This window comes from Enterobacter sp. EC_64, assembly GCF_019584165.1.
GTDB lineage: Bacteria > Pseudomonadota > Gammaproteobacteria > Enterobacterales > Enterobacteriaceae > Enterobacter > Enterobacter roggenkampii.
Genome location: NZ_VDAS01000002.1, coordinates 230975 through 256846, shown reverse-complemented (window position 1 = coordinate 256846; position 25872 = coordinate 230975). Strand labels below are relative to the sequence as shown.

22 protein-coding genes are annotated in these 25872 nt (G+C 55.6%); 16 read left to right on the top strand and 6 right to left on the bottom strand.

Features of this window, described 5'->3' with window-relative positions; all coding sequences use genetic code 11:
* The first annotated feature begins 10 nt into the window (after positions 1 to 10).
* On the top strand, positions 11 to 1291 hold the full coding sequence (gene hemL / locus FHC52_RS02730; protein WP_008501925.1) for a glutamate-1-semialdehyde 2,1-aminomutase: 1281 nt from the start codon (positions 11 to 13) through the stop codon (positions 1289 to 1291).
* Positions 1292 to 1375: 84 nt separating this feature from the next.
* On the opposite strand, the gene fhuB is transcribed toward hemL, so the two are convergent.
* From fhuB to hrpB, 6 genes are all read right to left on the bottom strand, one after another.
* Positions 1376 to 3358, bottom strand: a complete 1983-nt coding sequence (gene fhuB, locus FHC52_RS02725; protein WP_128299365.1) for a Fe(3+)-hydroxamate ABC transporter permease FhuB — start codon at positions 3356 to 3358, stop codon at positions 1376 to 1378.
* Positions 3355 to 4245: a Fe(3+)-hydroxamate ABC transporter substrate-binding protein FhuD gene (fhuD, locus tag FHC52_RS02720; protein WP_023293241.1), complete on the bottom strand. Its 891-nt coding sequence runs from the start codon at positions 4243 to 4245 to the stop codon at positions 3355 to 3357. Before fhuD ends, fhuB begins: the two co-directional genes overlap by 4 nt.
* Positions 4245 to 5042 carry a Fe3+-hydroxamate ABC transporter ATP-binding protein FhuC gene (gene fhuC / locus FHC52_RS02715; protein ID WP_008501928.1) on the bottom strand — a complete coding sequence of 266 codons (798 nt, stop codon included), beginning with the start codon at positions 5040 to 5042 and terminating at the stop codon, positions 4245 to 4247. The genes fhuD and fhuC overlap by 1 nt, the downstream gene beginning before the upstream one ends.
* A 50-nt stretch (positions 5043 to 5092) precedes the next feature.
* Positions 5093 to 7303 carry a ferrichrome porin FhuA gene (gene fhuA, locus FHC52_RS02710; RefSeq protein ID WP_220419897.1) on the bottom strand — a complete coding sequence of 737 codons (2211 nt, stop codon included), beginning with the start codon at positions 7301 to 7303 and terminating at the stop codon, positions 5093 to 5095.
* A gap of 231 nt (positions 7304 to 7534) precedes the next feature.
* Entirely contained in the window at positions 7535 to 10060 is a 2526-nt protein-coding gene (gene mrcB, locus FHC52_RS02705) for a bifunctional glycosyl transferase/transpeptidase (RefSeq protein ID WP_008501930.1), read from the bottom strand.
* A 142-nt stretch (positions 10061 to 10202) separates the two neighbouring features.
* On the bottom strand, positions 10203 to 12632 hold the full coding sequence (hrpB, locus tag FHC52_RS02700) for an ATP-dependent helicase HrpB (RefSeq protein ID WP_032654722.1): 2430 nt from the start codon (positions 12630 to 12632) through the stop codon (positions 10203 to 10205).
* Between the two features lie 73 nt (positions 12633 to 12705).
* On the opposite strand from hrpB, the gene thpR reads away from it, so the two are divergent.
* The 15 genes from thpR (at position 12706) to FHC52_RS02625 (ending at position 25866) form a co-directional block, all read left to right on the top strand.
* Entirely contained in the window at positions 12706 to 13260 is a 555-nt protein-coding gene (gene thpR / locus FHC52_RS02695; RefSeq protein ID WP_032654719.1) for an RNA 2',3'-cyclic phosphodiesterase, read from the top strand.
* Entirely contained in the window at positions 13250 to 13954 is a 705-nt protein-coding gene (sfsA, locus tag FHC52_RS02690; protein ID WP_021240498.1) for a DNA/RNA nuclease SfsA, read from the top strand. The genes thpR and sfsA overlap by 11 nt, the downstream gene beginning before the upstream one ends.
* A gap of 176 nt (positions 13955 to 14130) precedes the next feature.
* On the top strand, positions 14131 to 14586 hold the full coding sequence (gene dksA, locus FHC52_RS02685; RefSeq protein WP_001155232.1) for an RNA polymerase-binding protein DksA: 456 nt from the start codon (positions 14131 to 14133) through the stop codon (positions 14584 to 14586).
* A gap of 59 nt (positions 14587 to 14645) precedes the next feature.
* A complete protein-coding gene (gluQRS, locus tag FHC52_RS02680; RefSeq protein ID WP_220419896.1) occupies positions 14646 to 15536 on the top strand; it encodes a tRNA glutamyl-Q(34) synthetase GluQRS in 891 nt (296 codons plus the stop codon).
* 42 nt (positions 15537 to 15578) lie between these two features.
* Positions 15579 to 16976, top strand: a complete 1398-nt coding sequence (gene pcnB, locus FHC52_RS02675) for a polynucleotide adenylyltransferase PcnB (protein ID WP_072203850.1) — start codon at positions 15579 to 15581, stop codon at positions 16974 to 16976.
* Positions 16973 to 17452, top strand: a complete 480-nt coding sequence (folK, locus tag FHC52_RS02670) for a 2-amino-4-hydroxy-6-hydroxymethyldihydropteridine diphosphokinase (RefSeq protein WP_021240500.1) — start codon at positions 16973 to 16975, stop codon at positions 17450 to 17452. The genes pcnB and folK overlap by 4 nt, the downstream gene beginning before the upstream one ends.
* 123 nt (positions 17453 to 17575) lie before the next feature.
* On the top strand, positions 17576 to 18367 hold the full coding sequence (panB, locus tag FHC52_RS02665; RefSeq protein WP_023293249.1) for a 3-methyl-2-oxobutanoate hydroxymethyltransferase: 792 nt from the start codon (positions 17576 to 17578) through the stop codon (positions 18365 to 18367).
* 11 nt (positions 18368 to 18378) lie between these two features.
* Complete coding sequence (gene panC, locus FHC52_RS02660) at positions 18379 to 19230, top strand: pantoate--beta-alanine ligase (RefSeq protein WP_008501942.1); 852 nt, start codon at positions 18379 to 18381, stop codon at positions 19228 to 19230.
* 34 nt (positions 19231 to 19264) lie between these two features.
* Positions 19265 to 19645 carry an aspartate 1-decarboxylase gene (gene panD, locus FHC52_RS02655; protein ID WP_006810068.1) on the top strand — a complete coding sequence of 127 codons (381 nt, stop codon included), beginning with the start codon at positions 19265 to 19267 and terminating at the stop codon, positions 19643 to 19645.
* Between the two features lie 300 nt (positions 19646 to 19945).
* On the top strand, positions 19946 to 20551 hold the full coding sequence (locus FHC52_RS02650) for a fimbrial protein (RefSeq protein WP_032654709.1): 606 nt from the start codon (positions 19946 to 19948) through the stop codon (positions 20549 to 20551).
* 82 nt (positions 20552 to 20633) lie between these two features.
* Complete coding sequence (locus FHC52_RS02645) at positions 20634 to 21377, top strand: fimbrial chaperone (RefSeq protein WP_032654704.1); 744 nt, start codon at positions 20634 to 20636, stop codon at positions 21375 to 21377.
* A gap of 83 nt (positions 21378 to 21460) precedes the next feature.
* Positions 21461 to 24052, top strand: coding sequence for an outer membrane usher protein (locus FHC52_RS02640; RefSeq protein WP_063616192.1), 2592 nt, complete (start codon positions 21461 to 21463; stop codon positions 24050 to 24052).
* Positions 24053 to 24080: 28 nt separating this feature from the next.
* On the top strand, positions 24081 to 24653 hold the full coding sequence (locus tag FHC52_RS02635; RefSeq protein ID WP_032654701.1) for a fimbrial protein: 573 nt from the start codon (positions 24081 to 24083) through the stop codon (positions 24651 to 24653).
* A gap of 26 nt (positions 24654 to 24679) precedes the next feature.
* Complete coding sequence (locus FHC52_RS02630) at positions 24680 to 25243, top strand: fimbrial protein (RefSeq protein WP_220419895.1); 564 nt, start codon at positions 24680 to 24682, stop codon at positions 25241 to 25243.
* A 14-nt stretch (positions 25244 to 25257) separates the two neighbouring features.
* Positions 25258 to 25866, top strand: a complete 609-nt coding sequence (locus tag FHC52_RS02625; protein ID WP_032654694.1) for a fimbrial-like protein — start codon at positions 25258 to 25260, stop codon at positions 25864 to 25866.
* Positions 25867 to 25872: the final 6 nt, after the last annotated feature.

The window sequence follows — 25872 nt, the reverse complement described above, 5'->3', positions numbered from 1 at the left end:
GAACGACGCCATGAGCAAGTCTGAAAACCTCTACAGTGCAGCCCGCGAGCTTATTCCGGGTGGCGTGAACTCACCTGTGCGCGCCTTTACCGGCGTGGGCGGCACGCCGCTGTTTATCGAACGTGCTGACGGCGCGTATCTGTATGATGTCGATGGCAAAGCCTATATCGATTACGTCGGCTCCTGGGGCCCGATGGTGCTTGGTCACAACCACCCGGCCATTCGTAACGCCGTGATTGAAGCCGCCCAGCGCGGCCTGAGCTTCGGTGCGCCTACCGAAATGGAAGTGAAGATGGCGGAACTGGTCACCGAGCTGGTCCCGACCATGGACATGGTGCGCATGGTGAACTCCGGTACCGAAGCCACCATGAGCGCCATCCGCCTGGCGCGCGGTTTTACCGGCCGCGATAAAATCATCAAGTTCGAAGGCTGCTACCACGGCCACGCGGACTGCCTGCTGGTGAAAGCGGGTTCCGGCGCGCTGACGCTCGGCCAGCCAAACTCGCCTGGCGTACCTGCGGATTTCGCGAAGCATACCCTGACCTGTACCTACAACGATCTGAACACCGTTCGCGCGGCGTTCGAGCAGTATCCGCAGGAGATCGCCTGCATCATCGTTGAGCCGGTTGCGGGCAACATGAACTGTATCCCACCGCAGCCTGACTTCCTGCCGGGCCTGCGCGCCCTGTGCGATGAGTTCGGCGCGCTGCTGATCATCGACGAAGTGATGACCGGCTTCCGCGTGGCGCTGGCGGGCGCCCAGTCTTATTACGGCGTGGAGCCGGACCTCACCTGTCTGGGTAAAATCATCGGCGGCGGCATGCCGGTCGGCGCGTTCGGTGGTCGTAAGGACGTCATGGAAGCGCTGGCACCAACCGGCCCGGTTTACCAGGCGGGCACGCTCTCCGGTAACCCTATCGCCATGGCGGCGGGATTTGCCTGCCTGACCGAAGTGGCTCAGCCAGGTATTCACGAAACCCTGACCGACCGGACCACGCAGCTGGCAAACGGCCTGCTGGAAGCGGCAGAAGAGGCCGGTATTCCGCTGGTGGTTAACCACGTAGGCGGGATGTTCGGGATTTTCTTCACCGAGGCGAAAACCGTGACCCGCTATCAGGACGTGGTGAAGTGCGACGTTGAACGCTTCAAGCGCTTCTTCCACCTGATGCTGGAAGAAGGCGTGTACCTGGCACCGTCCGCATTCGAGGCGGGCTTTATGTCCGTGGCGCACAGCGAAGAAGATATCAATAACACCATTGACGCGGCGCGTAAGGTGTTTGCCAAGCTCTAAGGGCATTGCCGGGTAGCGCTAACGCTTACCCGGCCTACGGTGTTCTCCCTCTCCCCGTGGGAGAGGGCATAAGGCCGCACCTGACTACCGACTCTGCTTTCTCAACAGATAAATAAAATACGGCGCACCAATAAAGGTCGACAGCAGCCCCGCCGGGATCTGATACGGGAACAGCACCATTCTTCCGCACCAGTCTGCAAACACCAGCATCACCCCGCCCGTGAGGGCCGACATGACGATATGCGGCATCGTCCGGCGGAACCCCATCATTCTGGCGATATGCGGCGCCATTAACCCCACAAAACTCAGCGGGCCAATCGTCATGGTGGCCGTCGCCGTCAGGCACGCGGCGAGCAGCAGCAGCGCTACACGCGCTGGCGTCAGCGCCATTCCAACCGCACGTGCGGTTTCCCCGCCGAGCGGCAGAATAGTCAGCCAGCGTCGGCACAGCGGCACCATCGCCAGCAGCACGACCATCACGAGCCCGGACCCGATCGCCTGGCTGCCGGTCGCGCCGTACGTTGAGCCGGATATCCAGGTCAGGATCTTCGCCATACGCGGGTCGCCGCTTGCCTGCAGCATCATCAGCAGCATGGTGAACGCGGTGCTGAGCGCCATCCCCGCCAGCAGCATGCGGTGCGGTGAAAACCCGCCGCGACCAGCGGCAATCAGGATAATCAGCAGCGTAACCGCCGCCCCGAGACTGCCGGCAGGCATCAGCCAGCCAAACGCATTGCCCGGCACAAAGAACAGCATCAGCACCACGCCAAAGGCGGCGCCAGAGCTGATCCCAAGCACTTCCGGGCTCGCCATCGGGTTGCCGGTCAGACGCTGAATAATGCACCCCGCCACCGCCAGCATTACCCCTGCGATCAGCGCAGCAAAGATACGCGGCCAGCGCCACTGCAGCAGATCGTTGAGTAAATCGCCCGTTGCCCAGTGCCAGCCCGCGGCATCGCGACCGAATGAGAGCGCCGCGAACGAGGCAATAACCAGCACCGCCAGCCCGGCAAGGCTAAACCACAGTACCGACTGACGTTCAGCATGGACTTTATCGCCCGCATCCATCGCCGGTGCGCTCATGCTGCGCAGACGCGGCAGCAGCCAAAGCAGCAGCGGCGCACCGATCAGCGCCGTGACCGAGCCGGTAGAGACTTCCCGCCACACCCGCGCCAGCCAGAGAATAAGCTGATCGGAAAGCCAGAGGATCAACGCCCCAATCAGCGAGGCCAGCAGCAGACGCGCCAGCAAACGACGCGCCCCAAGCATTTTCGCCAGCAGCGGCGCAAACAGGCCGATAAACCCGATGATGCCGACCGCGTTCACCAGCAGGGCGCTTAATACAATCGCCAGCGTCAGCGCCGCCAGGCGAGCCAGCGACAGCGCCAGCCCCAGGTTACGCGCCACGCCATCATCCAGTCCCATCAGCGTCAGGGGACGCAGGAGCAGCAGCGTCACCACAACACCGCCAGCCAGCTGCGGCCACAGGCGCAGCACAACGCTCCAGTCGGTTTGGGTGAGCGTACCGGTACTCCACAGGAACATGCTTTGCAGCCGATCGTGGTGGAAAAGCACCAGCAGCTGGTTAATCGCGCCACAGTAGAGGCTCACCACCAGCCCGGCCAGAATGAGCGTCACAGGGGAAAGGCGTTTGCCCCAGGCCACGCCAAAGACCAGTGCGCCCACTACGCACGCCCCCGCGAGTGCCGCAAACTGCGAGGTTAACGCTCCCGGCAGCGCCCACAGCGTGGTGATAGTGATCCCAAGCTGTGCGCCGGTCGCGACGCCGAGCGTGGTTGGCTCCGCCAGCGGGTTACGTAACACCTGCTGGAACAGCACGCCCACCAGCCCTAAGCCGGCACCGACTAAAAGGGAGATTGCCAGACGCGGCAGCAGGCTGTAGTGGAACAGCATCTGCTGAATATTGTCGATATCCGGCGAGGCCAGCGCGGCTTCCCATTGCGCGCGCGGTAACGCGGCAGAGAGGTTGAACCCGGTTAACGCCAGCGCGGCAAGAAAAATCAGCATCAGCAGAAGCGCCGGGAAACGGGCAATACGCGTACTCATGCTTTACCTCCCAGGGCGTTATCCAGCACGCGGGCAAAATGCATCGCCGACAGCGTCGCGCCGTAGAACCAGACCGCCGGAGCGCGCTGGAAGCGCCGCTCGCGCACAAACGGCATCGCCTGCCAGAGCGGGGTCGCCATCAGGGTTTGCATGTCGCGCTCGTTGCCGTGATCGAAACACAGCACATCCACATCGCGAAACGCCGCGAGGCGATCGATACCCACAGCGGTACTGCCCCAGAACGTCATCTCCCCTTCCCAGGCGTTGCGAATGCCGAAGCTGTCCAGCACCTCCTGGAACAGGCAGTTTTTACCAAAGACCAGCATATGGCGGGCATCCAGCAGCGTCACCATCAGCAGCGGACGATCGCCCCGGTGAGCAAAACGCGGCTTCAGGGAGTCGATCAGGGCATCAAATTCGTCGAGATGCCGTTTGGCCTCCGCTTCCCGGTTAAGGAAATGCGCCATCTCGCCAATCGAATTTTTCGCTACGGCCAGCGGTTTTTTACCGTCGCTGAAAGCGAATCCACGCCCGGGTGCAATGCGCGCCATCACCTCTTCTGACGGACCGTAGCCCGCGGACCAGAAGAGGAACGACGGTTTCATCTGGGTGAGCAGCTCGAGGTTTGGCTCCGTACGCAGGCCGACGTCGATCACCGAGTCCGGCAGCTTCGGCTCGTTCACCCAGAGGTTATAGTTGGGAATGTCCGCGACGCCGTAGGGCGTAACGCCGAGCGCCATCATCAGCTCGACCGGCAACCACTCAAGCGCCACTATGCGGTGCGGATCGACGGCGGCGGCACGCGCCGTATTCATTTTTAACAGCAGCGGTGAGAGGGCCATCGCCGTCAGCAGGCGACGGCGGCTAATGCGCATGTTGTCCAGCATCAGTACACGAAGCTCACCGGTGCAGCCCCGGCCGGGTGAGGCAGAATACCCATCGGAATACCATAAATCTGTTCCAGCGTTTCGCTGCGCATCAGCTCGGACGGCGTTCCCTGCGCAATCATTTCGCCACCGCGCAGCGCAACAAGGTAATCGCAGTAGCGTGCCGCCATGTTGATATCATGCAGCACCGCAATCACCGTCAGACCGCGCTGCTGGCTCAAGCGGTGCACCAGCGCCAGAACATCGACCTGATGGGCGATATCAAGTGCGGAGGTGGGTTCGTCGAGGAGCAGGCAGCGGCTGTCCTGGGCCACCAGCATTGCAATCCACGCGCGCTGGCGTTCACCGCCGGACAGGCTATCCACCAGACGGTGCGCCAGCGGCTTAAGCCCGACCAGCGCAATCGCCTCTTCCACTTTCTCTCTGTCGGCCACGCCAAAGCGTCCAAGCGCGCCATGCCACGGATAACGCCCAATCGCCACCAGCTCTCGCACCGTCATCCCCTCCGCCTGCGGCAGCTGCTGCGGCAGATACGCCACTTTGCGGGCAAAGGCTTTACTGCTCCAGCTCTCCAGCGGTTGGTCATCCAGCAGGATGTCGCCTTCTGACGGCGGCTGATGTCGTCCCAGCATCTTGAGCAGCGTGGACTTACCGGAACCGTTGTGACCAATCAGGCCCGTGACTTTACCTGCGGGAAACGTCAAAGAGAGCGGATGCAGCAAGGTGCGCCCGGGTACGCGAAAGGAGAGATGGTTGAGCGTAAAGGTGGTGTCGGGTTGCGTTTGATTATCCTGCATATCAGCCAACTTAAATAAAAAGGGCACGGCGAACCGTGCCCGAAGAGAGATTAGAAGCGGAAGGTCGCGGTAGCAACAACCTGACGTCCTGCTCCCCAGTAGCAGGCATATTCGCTGTAGCAGCTGGAGACGTATTCGCGATCGAAGATGTTGTTCACGTTGACGCCGACAGAAGAGCCGGGAAGTCCTAAGCGTGCCAGATCGTATTTCACGGTGGCATCCGCCAGGGCATAGCCCGCGACGTTGAATGACTGGTAGGCTTTTGGCGACGAGGCGGAGTAATAGGACACGGTGTTACCGATGTAACGGGTGCCAGCCCCTACCGTCAGACCGCTCAACGCCGTCTCGTGGAAGGTGTAATCTGCCCACAGAGACGCCATATTGCGCGGCACTTCCGCCGGACGACGGCCTTCATACCAGGTATCGTGCGTGTATTTGGCATCAGTAAAGCTATAGGAAGCCGTCACGTTCACGTTGGCAGAGACGGCAGCTTTCGTTTCCAGTTCGAAACCGCGAGAGCGAATTTCACCGCCCTGCACGCTAAAGCCGCTGGTCGGGTTCGCCGGATCGGCCGTCAGGTTGTTGTTTTTGGTTAACTGATAAACAGCAGCCGTGACCACAACAGGCAGATCTTTCGGTACGTATTTCACGCCCGCTTCATACTGCTTGCCGCGTGCAGGATCGAACGGTTTGCCGCCCTGAGTGGTACCCGAAATCGGTTCGAACGATTCGCTATAGCTGAAATAAGGCGTGATGCCGTTGTCGAACAGGTAGTTAATCCCGCCGCGCCACGTGAATGCCTGATCGTTGATTTCCGCGGTAGTACCGGTTGTACGCGTCAGTGCTGAGGTTTTCGCAAAGTCATAGCGGCCACCCATTGTGAGTACCCACTTATCCCATTCAGCCTGATCCTGCGCATAAAGGCCGGTTTGTTCCTGACGGTTGAGTACTTTGTAAAGGTAGTAAACGTCGACATTTGGATTGCCGTACGCAGGCTTCGTCATACTGATGGGATCGGCCGTGCCGTAGTCAGCATCAATATCATTACGCATGCGGAGGTAATCAACGCCCGTCAACAGGGTATGATCCACTGCACCCGTCGCGAATTTGGACTGAAGCTGAGTATCAACGGTAAACGAGTTGAGGTCCTCATCGGAGCGCACATACGCGCGGCTGATCTGAGCCGGTGCAATATAGCCGTTACCGTAGACGGAACGGTAAAGCGTATTGATTTTGGTGTAGCGCAGGTTTTGACGCACGGTAAAGGTGTCATCAAACTGATGCGAGAAGCTGTAACCCACCATTTTCTGACGACGGGAGATCTTGTTATCTTCTTCACCTTCGTTGAAATCGGTCGGCAGCTTGTGTGCTTTGCCGTTGGCATCGTAGTAAGGCACAACGGTACCTTCCCGCGGCAGCCAGCCGTAATAGCCTGCATCCGGATCGCTCTGGAAGTTGCTCAGGAAAGTAAAATCGGTTTTATCGTCAGGACGCCAGCTGAAAGCAGGTGCAATGGCGTAGCGGGAAGATTTCACCATCTCCTGCTGCGCATTTTCGCTGCGCCCCAGACCGGTCAGACGGTATGACCACACGCCGTCATCATCAATCGCATCGCTGAAATCAAACCCGGTCTGCCACAGGTTATCGGTACCCATTTTGAACTGAATTTCTTTCAGTGGCTCGGTGGTTGGGCGCTTGCTGACCATGCTGACCACGCCGCCCGGGTGGCTTTTACCGTACAGAACGGACGTTGGGCCACGCAGCAGCTCGACGCGCTCAAGGAAATACGGATCCATGGACGCTTCAGAATAGTTATCTCCCTGCAGCTTCATCCCGTCCAGATACTGGTTAGTATTCACGGTACTGGAGGTGGTGAACCCACGAATAGAAACAACGTCATACGTTGTTGACGCCCCGCGTGTTGCGAACACGCTCGGCGTATAGGCCAGCGCCTGTTTAACCGTCCCCGGCTGCTTCATGTCCATCTCTTCACGGGTGACGACAGAAATAGACTGCGGGGTTTTCTCAATCGGGGTATCGGTCTTGGTCGCGGTGGCGGTGCGTTTAGCCGCAATCGTGGGTGCCGGTCCCCAGGCACTTTCCTGTGCCGCAGGTGCTGCGGTTACCGTAATGGTTTCTTCTTTTTTCGGGGTTTCGGCAGCATGTGTATAAGCCGACATGCCGGCAACCGCTGTGGCGACGACGACCGCGATTTTACGCAGCGACGTATTGATTGGCTGAGCAGTATTGGAAAGCGCCATGGTGTATCTCTGATGGAAAAGTGAATGATAACGTAAACGAGAATTATTATTATGACCGCAGCATAATAGGCGAAACGCTGACTGCATAGCAAGCAGTAAGCGGCCCTACGAGAATTAAGGGTTTAAGAAATAACCAGGAGAGAACGAAGGGTTAATCAATATTAAAAAGAGGGTTAAAAAAAGGGGGGGAATGGGTAAAAAAATCCCCCCTTGCGGGGGGACCTCACGCGGTTAGTTACCGCCGAACATATCTTTAATCCAGCCTGCGACACCATCGCTGTCTTTCTTCTCGTTCTGCTGCTGCGGCTGTTGCTGCTGCGGCTGCTGTGGCTGAGAAGACTGCTCGAACGGGTTACCCGTTGGCTGTTCTGGCTGGCTTTGCTGGCACAGGGAATCCGGGTTGGTTGTCCAGACCGGCAGAGTACGCATTCCGCCGCCGCAGACGAAGTTACCGGAGCTGTCCACGCCCATATCGACGATATCTTCCGGCGCAACCAGGTTCAGCGGCACCGGGGACTGATTCGCCAGATAGCGCTGGTAAATCGACATCGCCCCGCTCGCGCCGTACAGCTTGGTCGGCTGGTTGTTGTCGCGGCCTACCCAGGTGATCACCACTTCACGACCATCAATACCGGCAAACCAGGTATCAACGTTGTTGTTGGTGGTCCCGGTTTTACCCGCCAGATGCAGGCCCGGATACTTCGCCCCCAGCTGACGGCCGGTACCGCGCTGCACCACCTGCTGCATCGTCCACAGCGTCATATAGGCCGCCTGCGCAGGAACGGCACGTTCCGCCTGCGGGAAGCTCTGATACAGCACGGAGCCATCTTCGGCAATCACCGAACGCAGGGCGGAGAGCGGCGCGCGGTTACCGCCGCTGGCGATCGTCTGGAACGCCTGCGCCACTTCGATCGGCGTCAGGTTGAGCGCACCCAGGATCATCGCCGGTACCGGGTGCAGCTGATCTTTCGCCACGCCCAGCTTCTGCCAGGTATCGACAATCGCTGGCAGACCCAGCGACATGCCCAGGTTCACCGTCGGCACGTTCATGGAGCGCGTCAACGCATCCACCAGCATCACCTGACCGCTAAACTGCTTGTCGTCGTTCTGCGGTGACCACACCTGGCCGTTAGGCTGGCGCAGGGAGATCGGCGCATCCGCAATCCAGGTATTGAGACGATACTGGTTTGGCTGACTCAGGGCAGTGAGATAGGTTGCCGGTTTTGCCAGAGAGCCGATCGAGCGACGCGCCTGCATGGCACGGTTATAGCCAGCAAACTGCGGCTCGGCACCGCCCACCATCGCACGAACTTCGCCGGAGTTACGGTCAACCACCACCATCGCGGTTTCAAGATCGGAGAGCTTACGCTGTTTCTTCAGCGCCGGAATGCCTTCCACCGCCGCTTTTTCTGCCGCATCCTGCGCCACGGAGTCAAAGGTCGTAAAGATCTTCACGCCGGAGAGGTCTTTCACCTTATCGCCAAGCTTGCTCTGCAGCTCCTGACGCACCAGCTGCATAAACGCAGGCTGAGGCGAGATCACCCCGCCGCGCGGCTGCACGCCGAGCGGACGTGCGCTCAGCATGTCGTACAGCTCCTGGTCAATCACCTGCTGCTGTTGCAGCAGACGCAGAACGAGGTTACGACGCTCAAGGGCCAGTTTCGGGTTACGCCACGGGTTATAGATGGACGCCCCTTTCACCATGCCCACCAGCAGCGCCTGCTGATCCAGGCTCAACTCTTCGACCGGACGACCAAAGTAGTACAGGCTCGCCAGCGGGAAGCCGCGGATTTCGTTGTCGCCGCTCTGACCGAGGTACACCTCGTTCATATACAGCTCAAGGATACGATCCTTGCTGTAGCGCGCATCCATCAGCACGGCCATATACGCTTCGTTCGCTTTACGCCAGTAAGAGCGCTCGCTGGAGAGGAACAGGTTCTTCACCAGCTGCTGGGTCAGCGTACTTGCCCCCTGCACGGTACGGCCCGCGGTCAGGTTCGCCAGGACCGCACGGCCAATCGAGTAGAGGCTGATGCCGTCATGCTCGTAGAAGTGGCGGTCTTCGGTTGCCAGCAGGGTATCAACCAGCAGATCCGGGAAGCCGTTACGCGCCACGAACAGACGCTGTTCGCCGTTCGCCGACGAGAGCATGGTGATCAGGCGGGGATCGAGACGGAAGAAACCGAACTGACGGTTGTTATCCATGTTCTCGATGGTATCCAGACGATCGCCGTCAAAGGTCAGACGCGCGCGCACCTGACCCTCTTTGCTGTCCGGGAAATCAAACGGACGGCGGATCATCTCAATGCTGTTGGCCTGCACGGTAAATTCGCCAGGGCGCGTCATTTTTGACACCTGACGATACTGGGTGGCTTCCAGCAGTTTTACCATTTCGTTTTTCGTGATGGACATATCTGGCTCAAGGTTCACCATACGGCCATACACGGCCGCAGGTAACTGCCAGACTTTACCGTCGATACGGCTGCGGATCTTCTGATCCAGATAGACGCCGTAAATTGCCATCAGCACAACAAAAACAATAAAGAGCTTCAGCAGCAGCCAGAACCAGCCGCGTTTGCCCCGAGGCTTGCGCCCTTTGCCTTTCCCTTTACGCGGCATCGGTTCTTCATCCTCATCATCGTCTTCATAGTCATCGTCATAGTCCTCATCTCTGAGGCGACGACGGCTTACCTTTTCTTTCGCCGGACGCGTTGGTCTTCCCTTACGTCCTATTGGCTCGCGGTCATTCCCCGCCATGCTTTTTCTCCGCAACTTTCAGGCGCAAGGGCCCGATTCTCTTTTCTTCCACCGGTCTGTGAAAGAAGAAATCTCTCAAAATTAGTTCTCCCTCTCCCTGTGGGAGAGGGCCGGGGTGAGGGCATCAGGCCGCACATCCCTATCAGGAATACTTCTTCGTCCGCTTCGTCGGCGCCGTATTCGCCGGATCGTCCGGCCAGACGTGTTTGGGGTACCGCCCTTTCATCTCTTTTTGCACGTCACGGTAGCTCCCCGCCCAGAACGCCCCCAAATCGCGAGTGATCTGCAAGGGTCGATGCGCAGGCGACAGCAGTTCAAGCACCAACGGCACGCGCCCTTCAGCGATAGACGGCGTGGTTGCCTCACCAAACATCTCCTGCATTCGAACCGCCAGCGCCGGCGGATTATCCTCATGATAACGGATGGCAATCCGGCTTCCGGTCGGCACAGTGTAATGCCCTGGCAGTTCACTATCCAGACGTTGACGCAATGACCAGTCCAGTAAATTCTGTAACGCGACCTTAACATCAAGCGCTTTCAGCGCCCGCAGGGAGTGTACGCCGCTCATCTGCGGCAGTAGCCAGGCCTCCAGCGACGCGAGTAACGTTTCGTCATCCACCGCTGGCCAGGCGTACTCCGGCAACCAGCGAGCGGCGCAGTGCAGGCGAATGCGGTACTGCTCAGCCTCCGGCGTCCAGTTCAGCACGCTGAGCCCTTTTTCCCGAATGCCGTTCAGCATAGCCTGATGGAGCTCGTCTTCCGACGGCTTCGCCAGCGGCTTCGTTCCAAGCGTCAGTTTGCCAATCTGGCTACGACGAAACGCCTTCAGCGTGCCCTGGGCGTCATCCCACTCGACGATGTCCGATTGCTGGAGCAGATGCGGACAGGTACGGGTCAGGGCGTCAATATCGACGGCAATCGCCTGCAGGATACGCGCATCCGGAGAGTTGCTCCCCTGCAACAGGAGCGGCGCAATCAGCCACTCATGACGCGTCAGGGCATCATCGCTGTCCAGCATCGCCCCCATACCGTTTGCCAGCTGGTAGCGACCGTCCAGCCCGCGCCGACGCGCAATCCGGTCCGGAAACGCCTGCGCTAACAGCCGGGAGAGGCTCTCACTGTCTGGCACGCCGCCGCGGCTGTTAAGCCGCTTACAGAGCTGCTGCGCCCGCTGCTGCCAGTTCCCCTGATTGCGCGAAAACGCCTGCCCCAGATCGCTACTGCCTCCGCGCGGCGGCTCCTCAAGGATAGCCGCCAGTTTGGCCGCCGTGGCAATCTCATCTTCCCCCTGCGCGGCCATCAGCATCGCGGCCAGACGCGGATCGTTGCCCAGTGCCGCCATTTTCTGGCCGCGTACCGTCAGACGTTCGCCTTCCAGCGCACCAAGCTGGGTCAACAGGTTGCGCGCAGCGGTGAGGTTCACGGCTGGCGGGGAATCAAGCCAGGTAAGCTGTCCAGGATCCGGGCAGCCCCACTGCAGCAGATCCATCACCAGGCCAGACAAATCGCTTTGTAAAATTTCCGGTGTGCTTTGCTGCGCCGCGCGTTCAGCCTGCTCTGCGCTGGTCAGATGCAGGCAGATACCCGGCTCAAGTCGCCCCGCGCGGCCCGCGCGCTGCACCATTGATGCCTGGCTGATGCGCTGCGTCAGGAGTTTAGTCAGCCCGGTGCGCGGGTCAAAGCTTGCCACCCTCTCCTGCGCGCTATCGACCACCAGGCGAATACCTTCGATGGTCAAACTGGTTTCAGCAATATTGGTTGCCAGTACCACCTTGCGCTGTCCAACCGGGGCAGGAAGGATAGCTTTACGCTGCTCCTGCAGCGACAGCGCGCCGTAGAGCGGGCAGAGCAGTACATCACCGCCTACGCGAGAGGAAAGCTGCTCCTGCACGCGCTGGATCTCCCCGACGCCCGGCAAAAACAGCAGCAGCGAGCCGGGTTCCTGACGCAGCAGTTCTGCGGTGGCAATGGCGACCGCTTCGTCAAAACGCTGATGGGAGGGAAGCGGTTGATAGCGGCGTTCAACTGGAAACGCCCGCCCTTCAGAGCTGATGACAGGCGCATCGGGTAGCGCCTGCCGTAGCCGCGCATTGTCCAGCGTGGCCGACATTATCAGCAGCCGGAGATCGTCACGCAGTCCCTGCTGAACGTCCAGCAACAGCGCGAGGGCCAGATCCGCCTGCAGGCTGCGCTCGTGAAATTCATCCAGGATCACCAGCCCGACGCCGGTCAGCTCCGGATCGTTTTGCAGCATGCGGGTGAGAATGCCCTCGGTGACCACCTCAAGGCGCGTTGTCGGACCCACGCAGGTCTCGGCGCGCATCCTGTACCCTACCGTTTCGCCCGGTTTTTCTTTCAGCAGTTCCGCGAGGCGCTGCGCCACGTTGCGTGCGGCCAGCCTGCGCGGCTCCAGCAGGATAATTTTCCCGCTGATGTTCCCCTCTTTCAGAATCTGCAGCGGCAGCCAGGTGGACTTACCCGCCCCCGTCGGGGCATTCAGCAAAACCTGCGGGGAATGGCGTAAGGCAGCGAGAAGGTCAGGAAGAACAACGGCGACCGGCAATGAGGACACTAACAGCTCCAGAGGGTTAACATTCGTCGGCGTACATTGTAGCATCGGCGCATATCATTACCGAGTCCTCCGTATGCCTGAGTCGAAACGGCTGTTTTTTGCCATTGAATTGCCCACCCCCTTACAGCGTCAAATTGTTCGCTGGCGCGCTGACCACTTCCCGCCGGAGGCCGGTCGCCCTGTCGCGGCGGCCAACCTGCACCTGACGCTGGCCTTTTTGGGCGACGTCAGTGCCGAAAAACAGCGGGCGCTAGCCGCCCTGGCAGGGCGTATTGCCCAGCCGGAATTTACGCTGCACCTCGACGACGCGGGCCAGTGGCTGCGTTCGCGCGTGGTCTGGCTGGGTACGCGACAGCCTCCGCGCGGATTATTACAGCTGGCGAACATGCTGCGCGCGCAGGCGGCGCGCAGCGGCTGTTATCAAAGCCCACAGCCGTTTCATCCGCACATCACCCTGCTGCGCGATGCCGGTCAGGCCGTTGCCATCCCGCCGCCGGGTTTTCACTGGGCCTTTCAGGTCAACACATTCGCGCTTTATGAATCCGTCTTTATTCAGGGACGCACCCGCTATACGCCGCTACAGCGCTGGACGCTGGGCGACACCGAAAGGAATTCTGATGAAGTTTAGTCCTCCCCTGCAGCACGCTACGCTTGTCCAACGCTACAAACGCTTCCTCGCCGATGTGATCACGCCAGAAGGCGAACAGCTCACCCTGCACTGCCCCAATACCGGTGCCATGACGGGCTGTGCGACGCCGGGTGACAGGGTCTGGTATTCCACATCAGAAAATACTAAACGCAAATATGCTCATACCTGGGAAATGACCGAAACCCAAAACGGGGCATTTATTTGCGTTAATACCCTGCGCGCCAATCAGTTAGTTAAGGAAGCGCTGACCCATGGCGTTATTCCCGAACTGGTTGGTTATGGCACGCATAAAAGCGAAGTGAAATATGGCGATGAAGGCAGCAGAATTGACTTCATGTTACAGGCGGAAGACAGGCCGGAGTGCTATATTGAAGTAAAATCAGTGACGTTAGCGGAACAGGAAAATGGCTACTTCCCGGATGCGGTAACGCTACGTGGCCAGAAGCATCTGCGAGAGCTAATGAGTGTTGCGGCGGCGGGCAAACGCGCCGTATTGCTGTTTGCGGTATTGCATTCAGCCATTGAACGTTTCTCCCCTGCCCGCCATATTGATCCTAAATACGCGCAATTGTTGAATGAGGCACAAAAGCAGGGGGTAGAGGTTTTCGCTTATAAAGCGGAACTTTCTGCCGATAATATGACTCTGAGATCCTCTCTTCCCATTGTCTTATAAGGGATTAGACGATTGACTATTAAGTGTTCTGGCCGCGTGCGCAAATACGCTTTTCCTCACAGGCTTGTCAAGTGTTACGTTTAGATAATTGCCATACGGAAAAGCATCTGCTATTTATAGCGACCTGATTTTTCCCCCAACACGGGGATCGATAGTGCGTGTTAAGGAGAAGCAACATGCAAGAAGGGCAAAACCGTAAAACATCGTCCCTGAGTATTCTCGCCATCGCTGGGGTGGAGCCGTATCAAGAGAAACCGGGCGAAGAGTATATGAACGAAGCCCAGCTGTCGCACTTCAAGCGTATTCTTGAAGCATGGCGTAATCAACTCAGGGATGAAGTCGATCGCACCGTTACTCATATGCAGGATGAAGCTGCTAACTTCCCGGATCCGGTAGACCGTGCCGCTCAGGAAGAAGAGTTCAGCCTCGAACTGCGTAACCGTGACCGCGAACGCAAACTGATCAAAAAGATCGAGAAAACGCTGAAAAAAGTCGAAGACGAAGATTTTGGCTACTGCGAATCCTGCGGTGTTGAAATTGGCATTCGTCGCCTGGAAGCGCGTCCAACCGCCGATCTGTGCATCGACTGCAAAACGCTGGCCGAAATCCGCGAAAAACAGATGGCCGGTTAACACCAGCGCTGTTTACACACTCCAAAGGCGGGAGTCTCTCCCGCCTTGTTACTGTTGATATGTCTGAATCACACTATATTGGGCGCTTCGCGCCATCTCCTTCCGGTGAATTACACTTCGGCTCATTAATTGCCGCGCTCGGCAGCTACCTGCAGGCTCGCGCCCGTCAGGGAAAATGGCTCGTCCGCATTGAAGATATTGACCCTCCGCGTGAAGTTCCCGGTGCAGCAGAGACGATTCTGCGTCAGCTGGAACATTACGGTCTTCACTGGGATGACGAGGTTCTCTGGCAGTCAACACGTCACGAGGCGTATCGGGAACGTCTGGTCTGGCTTCGCGCTCAGGGGCTTTCCTATAACTGCACCTGCACCCGCGCGCGTATTCAGAGCGCAGGCGGCGTCTATGATGGCCACTGCCGCACGTTGAACAACGCTCCTGAAAATGCCGCCGTGCGAATACTGCAGCGCTCGCCGGTGACGCGCTTTAACGATTTACTCTCCGGTGAGATTCATGCCGATGAACGTCTGGCGCGTGAGGATTTTATTATTCACCGTCGCGATGGCCTGTTCGCCTACAACCTGGCCGTGGTGGTGGACGATCATTTCCAGGGCGTGACGGAAATTGTGCGCGGGGCGGATCTGGTCGAGCCCACCGTACGGCAAATCTCGCTGTATCACCAGTTTGGCTGGACGGCACCGGACTATATTCATCTGCCGCTGGCGGTTAATGCGCAGGGCTTAAAATTATCAAAGCAGAACCACGCCCCGGCCCTGCCAGACGGCGATCCGCGCCCTGTTTTGATCGACGCGCTGCATTTTCTCAACCAGAATGTAACCAACGAATGGCAGGATCTGCGTATTGACGAACTGCTGAAAATGGCCATCGCCAACTGGACGCTCAGGGCTGTGCCAAAAATCCAGCATTCTCAAATGCGTTGCGCTGAGCTATGATTAGCCGCTTTTTTCATAACAAAACACACTACGAGGTGTACCATTTTTACCCGAGTCGCTAATTTTTGCCGTAAAGTGCTAAGCCGCGAAGAGAGCATGGCGAATGATGCTATTGCACAGCCACACATGTCGGTTATTCCGCGTGAGCAGCACTCTATTTCCCGCAAAGATATCAGTGAAAATGCCCTCAAGGTACTCTATCGTCTGAATAAAGCGGGCTACGAGGCCTATCTCGTCGGCGGTGGGGTGCGTGATTTACTGCTGGGCAAAAAACCGAAAGATTTCGACGTGACGACCAGCGCCACGCCTGAGCAGGTGCGCAAATTATTCCGCAACTGTCGTCTCGTTGGCCGCCGCTTCCGTCTGGCTCACGTGATGTTTGGGCCGGAAATTATCGAAGTGGCGACCTTCCGCGGCCACCACGAAGCGGGCGCATCCGATCGCACCACGTCGCAGCGCGGCCAGAACGGTATGCTGCTGCGCGACAACATCTTCGGCTCTATCGAAGAAGATGCCCAGCGTCGCGACTTCACCATCAACAGCCTCTATTACAGCGTGGCGGATTTCACCGTGCGCGATTACGTCGGCGGCATGCAGGACCTGAAAGAAGGTCTGATCCGCCTGATCGGCACGCCGGAAACGCGCTACCGTGAAGATCCCGTGCGTATGCTGCGCGCCGTGCGTTTCGCCGCCAAGCTCAATATGCGCATCAGCCCGGAAACGGCCGAGCCGATCCCGCGTCTGGCGACGCTGATTAACGACGTGCCGCCTGCTCGCCTGTTCGAAGAAGCGCTGAAGCTGCTGCAGGCCGGCCACGGTTTTGAAACCTATAATCTTCTGCGCGAATACAACCTGTTCCAGCCGCTGTTCCCGACCATTACCCGCTACTTCACCGAAAACGGTGACAGCCCAATGGAGCGGATGATTGCGCAGGTGCTGAAGAATACCGATACCCGCATTCGCAACGACATGCGCGTGAACCCGGCGTTCCTGTTTGCCGCGATGTTCTGGTATCCGCTGCTGGAAACGGCCCAGCGCATTACCCAGGAGAGCGGGCTCGCCTATTACGATGCGTTCGCGCTGGCCGCCAACGACGTGCTGGACGAAGGCTGCCGCACGCTCGCCATTCCGAAACGTATTACCACTCTGGTGCGCGACATCTGGCAGCTTCAGCTGCGCATGTCCCGTCGTCAGGGCAAACGCGCCTGGAAGCTAATGGAACATCCTAAGTTCCGTGCCGCCTTCGATCTCCTGTCGCTGCGCGCTGAAATTGAACGCAACCAGGAGCTGCAGCGTCTGGCGCAGTGGTGGGCTGAATTCCAGGTCTCCGCCCCGCCAGAGCAGAAAGATATGCTGACCGGGCTGGATGAAGAGCCGGAACCGCGTCGCCGTCATCGTCGTCCGCGCAAACGCGCGCCGCGTCGTGAAGGGACAGCATGACCCTCGCGTATATCGCCATCGGCAGCAATTTAGCCTCACCGCTGGAGCAGGTGAATGCTGCCGTAGAGGCGCTGGGTGAGATCCCGCAAAGCCGCATCGTGGCGGTCTCCTCGTTCTATCGCACCCCGCCGCTGGGGCCGCAGGATCAGCCAGACTACCTCAACGCCGCCGTGGTTCTTGAGACTGAGCTGGGTCCCGAAGCGCTGCTGGACAATACCCAGCGTATTGAGCTTCAGCAGGGCCGCGTACGCAAAGCCGAACGCTGGGGGCCGCGCACGCTTGATCTCGATATTATGCTGTTCGGCCATGAGGTGATTAACACTGAACGCCTCACCGTACCGCATTACGACATGAAAAATCGCGGGTTTATGCTCTGGCCGCTGTATGAAGTTGCCCCTTCCCTTACCTTTCCTGACGGGCTCTCGCTAAAGGCCGTTCTCAACAGTCTCGGTGCGGAGAAACCCGCCCGCTGGTAAGGCTGTTTTTTTAGCGATTAACCATAAAATATTTATGGTTAATCGTTTACCTAAAATCATTGTTCCCTCGAATGTTACTGTTAGAATGCGCAAAGATTCGCTTTTGGGCTATCAGGAAACAGTATGAAACCAACCACCATCTCCTTACTGCAGAAATGCAAACAGGAAAAAAAACGCTTCGCCACCATCACCGCGTATGACTACAGCTTCGCCAAACTGTTTGCCGAAGAGGGGATCAACGTCATGCTGGTCGGAGACTCGTTAGGGATGACGGTACAAGGACATGATTCCACCCTGCCGGTAACGGTTGAGGATATCGCTTACCATACCCGCGCCGTGCGCCGTGGCGCCCCAGCGTGCCTGCTGCTTTCCGATCTGCCGTTTATGGCCTATGCCACGCCGGAACAGGCATTCGAAAACGCGGCGGCAGTGATGCGTGCCGGTGCCAATATGGTCAAAATTGAAGGCGGCGCCTGGCTTGTGGATACGGTGAAGAGGCTCACCGAGCGCGCCGTGCCGGTGTGCGGGCATTTAGGCCTGACGCCGCAGTCCGTCAATATCTTTGGCGGCTATAAGGTGCAGGGCCGTGGCGATGCCGCCCAGACGCTGCTGGATGATGCCCTGGCGCTGGAAGCCGCAGGTGCCCAGCTGCTGGTGCTGGAGTGCGTGCCGGTTGAGCTGGCGAAACGCATCACCGACGCGCTGTCCATTCCGGTGATTGGTATTGGTGCAGGCAACGTCACCGACGGTCAGATTCTGGTGATGCACGACGCCTTCGGTATCACCGGCGGACACATCCCGAAATTTGCCAAAAATTTCCTCGCCGAAGCGGGCGACATGCGCGCTGCGGTCAGGCAGTATATTGCCGACGTTGAATCCGGTGTTTACCCGGGTGAAGAACACAGTTTCCATTAAGGAGTCTCGTTGTGCTAATCATTGAAACCCTGCCGCTGCTTCGCCAGCATATCCGCCGCGCGCGTCAGGAAGGTAAACGTATCGCACTGGTCCCGACCATGGGCAATCTGCATGACGGCCACATGAAGCTCGTCGACGAAGCCCGTGCGCGGGCAGATATCGTGGTGGTCAGTATCTTCGTGAACCCCATGCAGTTTGACCGCGCAGACGATCTGGCGCGCTACCCGCGTACCCTGCAGGAAGATTGCGAGAAGCTCAAAAAACGCCACGCGGATATCGTCTTCTCACCTGCACCGGCGGATGTTTACCCGCAGGGTACCGAAGAGGCAACCTACGTTGACGTCCCGGGCATTTCCACCATGCTCGAAGGCGCCAGCCGCCCGGGCCATTTCCGCGGCGTTTCCACCATCGTCAGCAAGCTGTTCAACCTGGTACAGCCGGACGTTGCCTGCTTTGGCGAGAAAGACTTCCAGCAGCTGGCGCTGATCCGCAAGATGGTTGCGGATATGGGTTACGATATCGAGATTGTCGGCGTACCGATCGTACGCGCAAAAGACGGCCTGGCACTCAGCTCGCGAAATGGCTACCTGACGGCCGAACAACGTAAAATCGCGCCGGGCTTAAGCAAGGTCATGAACACCATGGCGGAGCAGATGCTGGCAAAAGAGTTAACAGCAGAAGAGATTATCGCCCTTGCCGAGCAGGCGCTTAACGATAAAGGCCTTCGTGCTGACGACGTACAAATTCGTGATGCTGATACGCTGCTGGAATTAACCCAGAACAGCAAGCGCGCAGTCATCCTGGTGGCGGCCTGGCTAGGTCAGGCGCGTCTGATCGACAATAAAGTGGTTGAGCTGGCGTAGTTCCTTTAACCCCTGATAATTATAGGTAAACGTAATGATTCGCAAAATGCTGCAAGGTAAGCTTCACCGTGTGAAAGTCACGCAGGCCGACCTGCACTATGAAGGCTCCTGCGCCATTGACCAGGATTTCCTTGATGCAGCAGGTATCCTCGAAAACGAAGCGATTGATATCTGGAACGTGAACAACGGTAAACGCTTCTCTACCTACGCGATTGCCGCCGAGCGCGGTTCTAAAATCATCTCCGTTAACGGCGCTGCGGCGCACTGCGCGGACGTGGGTGATATCGTGATCATCGCCAGTTTCGTGATGATGTCTGACGAAGAAGCACGTCGCTGGCAGCCTAAAGTCGCCTACTTCGAAGGCGACAATGACATGAAGCGCACCGCAAAGGCGATTCCGGTTCAGGTGGCGTAAAGCTAATTCACTCATCGAAATGCTTTTTCGGTGAGTGAATCCCCCCATCTATCCTATTAAAATATTCCCGCCATAATTATATTCATAACGATATACATCCATAAATAACATTCACACACGTAATATTATTAGTATATCTACAAACATCTTATAAACTTCATAAAACCACCCCTATTTATTTCCCTCCAGCAAGCATTTAAACTCCGCACCGAAATAACATTATTTCAAATGACAAGGTTTATTATAGATAAATATAATTTGCCCTGTTGATATCGAAAACTTATAGATATGGATAATCAAATGTCTTTCAAAAAATATGGCATGGCAGCAGCTGTAGCAATGGTTCTGAGCGCGGGTTCCGCAATGGCAGCTAATGATACGGGTACCATTACCTTCCACGGTATGGTTTCTAACAACACTTGCCAGGTTTCTCTTGACCAGAAGATAGATCAGAACGGTAACGATTTTGACGTGAACCTGGACACCGTATTTGTGCGCGATTTCGCTAACGCACTGGGTACCACCAGCACCCTGGGTGAAAAGAAATTCACCCTGTCCCTGACGGGTTGTGATACTGCTACTGCGAAGAAAGCGTCTGCACAGTTCTCTTCATGGGCTGGCTCTTCTTCTACCGAAGGCGGCCTGCTGGTTCCACCAAGCAACGCTCAGGGCGCAGCTAAGAACGTCAACCTGGTTCTGTCAAACGACGGTAACTCCGCTACCGATCAAATTAAGATTGACCAGACTAACAATACCCAGAAAGCAACAATCGATACTACTACTGGCGCAGGTAACCTGTACTACCGTGTAGCTTACACCCAAGGTCAGGGTTGGGATGCCGCGTCTAACCCAGTATCTGCGGGTACCGTGCAGGCACAGGTTGCCTTCACTATGATTTACGAATAAGAGATTCGTAAATTAAAAATAATTTAACAATCCCTCATTAATAATGAGGGATTGTTTCTGTAATTCCAAAAGGAAGTGGAAAATGTCTCGTTTAGTATTCGGTAAAGGTCTGAAGGCCACATTACTCGCAACCGCTTTTTTGTGCGCATCAAATGCCAAGGCGGATATCGTTATATCCGGCACGCGTATTGTATACACGCAGTCTTCCAAAGATGTCGTGGTAAATCTCGATAACCATGGCACTAAACCCCTTCTGGTTCAGACCTGGCTTGACGATGGTCGCGATGGTGTAAACCCGCAAGAGCTTAAGCTCCCATTTATCATTACCCCGCCAGTATCACGTATTGATCCGAAAAAAGGGCAGTCCGTGCGAATTACCTACACGGGTACACCGTTACCTCAGGATCGTGAATCCCTGTTCTGGTTCAACGTTCTGGAAATTCCGCCAAAATCCAAAAATGTGGATAAAGAAAACCTTAACCAGCTTCAGCTGGCATTCAGAACGCGTATTAAATTCTTCTTCCGTCCAGACGGATTAAAAGGCACTCCAGGTGATGCTGCTAAAGGTTTAACCTGGACGCAGAAGAAAGATGGAAATGCAATTAAACTCGTTGCACACAATAGCTCACCATATAACATCTCTGTTTCAACGGTGACCTTTAAAACCGGGCCAAAAACGTATGAGGTCATTCATCAGGCAGTGGCACCTTTCAGCGATGCTGTGATGACGATAAAAGGTTTAGCTTCCGTGGAAAATGGCAGCGTAGAGTATGACGCCATTAATGACTATGGTGGAACAGACCATTACGAAACCGGACTTAAATAAATAGAAAACTCTAATTCCTATAAAAATTGATAGCATTAGCTCTGCAGAGAGATCGCTCTCTGCACTGATCAAGCGGGTCTGCCATGTTATTTAAACGTTCTCTTTTATGCCTTGCTATAAGCGCAGCATTACCCTTTTATGCTTGTGCAGAAAATATCGCATCAGCAGATACGCAGCCTGATGATGAAGAAGCGATTGAATTTAACGATCAGTTTCTTTTAAATGGCAGCTCAAATATTGATATTAACCGTTTTGCACATGGCAACCCGGTATTACCGGGTACTTATCGCACAAAGATTAACCTTAACGGTAAATTAAAATCTACCGTGGATGTAACGTTTAAAGATAACGGAACACCGCGCGCGGCGCCATGCCTGACGAAACTGCTGTTGGCACAATCAGGTATAGATACCAAGACGCTGGATAAAGTACAGGAAGATGATGCGTCATGCATAGATATTAAAAAGGCCTTTCCCGGCGCAACGGTAAGTTATGACAGCGGTAAACAGGCGCTGGATCTTAATTTCCCGCAGGTCTATGTCCTGAAACGCCCGGCAGGTTATGTCGATCCGTCTCTTTGGGAAAACGGTATTCCTGCCGCCCTGCTCTCTTATGATATGAACGCATGGCATAGCGAGAGCAATGGCAGTACATCAGAAAGCGCCTATATGGGTTTACGTTACGGGATCAATATGGGCCCGTGGCGGTTACGTTCTCGCGGTAATCTTAACTGGGACAAAGATAACGGTACCAAGTATTCCAGCCAGGATATCTATTTACAGCGGGATATTACGCCACTCAATGCGCAATTCGTCGTAGGTGACTCCTATACTCGCGGTGACGCGTTTGACTCAATAAGCCTACGCGGTACCCGAATGTACAGCGATGACCGCATGCTGCCGATGGGCTCTACTGGCTATGCGCCGGTGATCCGCGGGACAGCAAACAGTAACGCGAAAGTCAGCGTCACGCAGAGCGGCAATAAGATCTATGAAACCTCGGTGCCACCAGGGGCATTTGAAATTAATGACCTAAGCACAACGGGCTATGGCAATGATTTACTGGTCACCATCGAAGAAGCAGATGGCAGCAAACGCTCCTTTACCGTGCCTTTTTCATCCGTTACCCAAATGCTTCGCCCGGGCGCGACGCGCTGGGACGTGGGTCTTGGTGAATTAAACGACGATTCCCTGATTGACGCACCAAAAGTCGGTTATGGCACGCTTTACTATGGCCTGAATAATACCTTCACGGGTTATATTGGCGCGCAATACAGCGACATGGATTTTTATGCGGGTATTCTGGGCCTCGCGATGAACACCTCAATTGGTGCGTTCGCACTTGATGCCACCCAGTCCCATGCGAATATTGAAGGCCTTAATACGCTTAGCGGTCAAAGTTATCGCCTTACCTTCAGCAAAATGATTGAGGCGACAGATACGTCCTTCAACGTGGCGGCCTATCGTTTCTCAACAGAGGATTACCTCAGTCTTAACGATGCGGCACAGCTCCAGGACAGTATCACGCGACAGAAATATTCTAACCGCAGCTATGCCTCAAACGACGCGCTATACGCCGACTATCAGCGAACCAAAAATCAGGTGCAAATCAGTCTTAATCAGCCCTTGAATTCGGGTGAAAATAGCTTTGGTTCTCTGTACGTCAGCGGTACATGGCAGGATTACTGGAATGCCACCGGGTCAACGTCCAACTACAACATTGGATATAACAATAGCTTCACCTATGGCAGTTACAGTCTGTCATTACAACGAACCTATGACCAGTATGGGAAAAAAGATGACAGCGTTTATTTGAGTTTGAGTATTCCACTAAACGTGTTTTCACATGACGGTTCGCGTTCAGGTGGTTTCTCTAACGTTAATATGGGGTTGCGTTCCGATCTTAAAGGTGGCACGAGCGTTAACACTTCTGCGGGTGGCAACACGCAAGATAATAAGATCAGCTATTCCGTCAGCGCCGCCTCTAACAGCGGTAATTACGGTAATCTGAATCAAATAAGTGGCTATGGTTCATTAAATAGCGCATACGGTCCTCTTGGATTATCGGCTTCATTCGGCGATGACAACAGCAAGCAATATTCCGCATCCTATAGCGGGGGCATGGTATTACATTCCGGGGGCATTGCATTCGCACCGGGAAGTATTGGTGACAGCGATGCACTGGCGCTGGTAAAAGCCAGCGGTGCGAAAGGAGCAGGTATTGGCTTCGGCAGTAGTGAAATTGGTGATTCTGGTTACGGCATTTTACCTTATATGTCGGCTTATCGTGAAAACCGTGTTTATCTGGATATCAGCACCCTGGAAAACGACGTTGAAATAACAAACACCAGTGAAATTACTGTTCCTCGTAGCGGTTCTGTGGTGCTGGTTAATTTTGAAACGAACGAAGGTCGTTCACTGATATTAGAGCTCCAGCGAACCGATAAAGGGTTTATTCCTCTGGGTGCAGATGTATTAAATGAGAAAAATGAATCTGTCGGCACCGTCGGTCAGGCGGGTCAAGCTTATGTCCGTGGCGTAGAGGATCAAGGCGTACTGCACGTGGTCTGGGGAAATGATAAGGACAGTAAATGTGACGTCCGTTATCAGGTTTTACAAAACGCTCAAAAAGTAGGACTTACAACGGTACTTAATAACCAACAGTGCCAAATGTAATTATTCAGGAAAATAGATGAGAGTGAGTATGAAAAAAAATCTTAAGCTGTCGGTCGTTGCCATGACGATGCTTGCGTTATCAGGTTCAGCGCTTGCCAACGGCACCAATCTGGATGTGAACTTCACCGCCAATATTCGCGAAACCACTTGCGATATGAAACTGGTTGGCGGTACGGGCTCCGATACGCAACAAACGCTGACTATTGGTAGCAATAGCCAGGTGCGTATTGACGATGTGAAGGCCGGTACTGCGAATGCCAATTTCAAAATCGTGATCGTTGAATGTCCGGCATCCCTGACCTCGCTGAAAACCACGGTAAAAGGGTCACCATCGGGTTATTTGACCACGGGGCTAGTCAACCAGATCACTAAAGCAAACGGTGGTGCAGATTATTCTGCGGTCGAAATTGCCAGAGCAGATACACCGCTGGCTCCATTCACTATTAACTCTACCGTTGATACAGAGCGCCTGGTCTGGACTGCAACAGAAATCCAAAACAAGGAAGTACCTTTAGTTGCCACACTACGTGAAACCCAAACAAACAAAATGACCATTGGCGATTTTCAGGCTGTGGCGACATTTGAATTTAGCTACGAGTAATTGGTGCAGGAAACCGGAGCAACATTATGAAATTTAAATCCACTTTTATCGCCCTGTCCGTTTCTACCCTTCTGTTCTCTGGAATGGCAAGTGCAGCAATTACAGGTACCAACAGCGTCGAAATGACGATTAAAACCAAAGTTGTATCAGGCACATGTACTGCAAAAGTGCTTAACGATGCCGGTACTGCAGCCACTGAAATTGCTTTTGGCGAAGTATATAAATCCGATCTGGTGAACAAAACCCGCGTTAAGCCGCTCAAGATTGCCTTCACCAACTGTTCTGGTGTAACGAAGGCAACAGTAGCAGCCGCAAAAGGCGCTGGTGGGGAGTGCAGTGGCACAGGTAAGAACGGTGACTCCTACTCAGGTGGCTTAGCAACAGGCTTTGAAATCTGGTCAGGCGTTGTCGATACTGGGCTACTCATGAGCTGCAACACCCCTCCAGCAGCACAGGAAGTCACCATTTCTAATGGCATCGGTGAATTTCCAATGACTTCCCGCATCGTAGTAGGCCAGGGTCAAACCATTGCTGATGTTGGCACAGGTGCCGTTAGTGCACCGGTCACGTTCACCATCGCCTATCAATAATTCCAGGGACCACTATGCAACAATCACCGTTTACTTTACACCAGCCCGGTCTGATGTTGCTTATCGGTCTGGCTGGTAGCACTCTGCCTGGCGTAAGTCAGGCAGGTTCAGGTATGGATGTAAACCTGACGGCAAACATTGTTAACAATACATGCCAGCTCAGCGTCGAAAACGGCGGGGAAATCTATTTGCCCACCGTTGCCCGAGACTGGTTTTATAACAGAGATAAGAGCGACCGTTTAACGCCGACCGATGATGAAGCAGGCACGCCCTTCACCATTCACGTAGATAACTGCTATGCGGGCGGTGGAGAGGGTGCAGATATTAACCAACTGAAATTTAGTTTTTCACCGCAGAATGGTTTCTGGAGTAACCAAAACCAGGTGTTTAAAAACGATGCGACAGCCGGCGCAGCTGAAAATGTGGGTATCGTTATTTTCTCTGAAAAATACAAAACGAACGTTTTGAAAAGTGACGGTACGTCTAACGTTATTTACGACGTTGCTGGAAGCAGTGAGAGCTATATAAAGGATTATGGATTTTACGCACGCTATCAGAACGTAGGAACCGTCACCAGCGGCACGGTGATGAGCAGCGTTCTGGTGAATGTGAGCTACGAATAAAGGGAT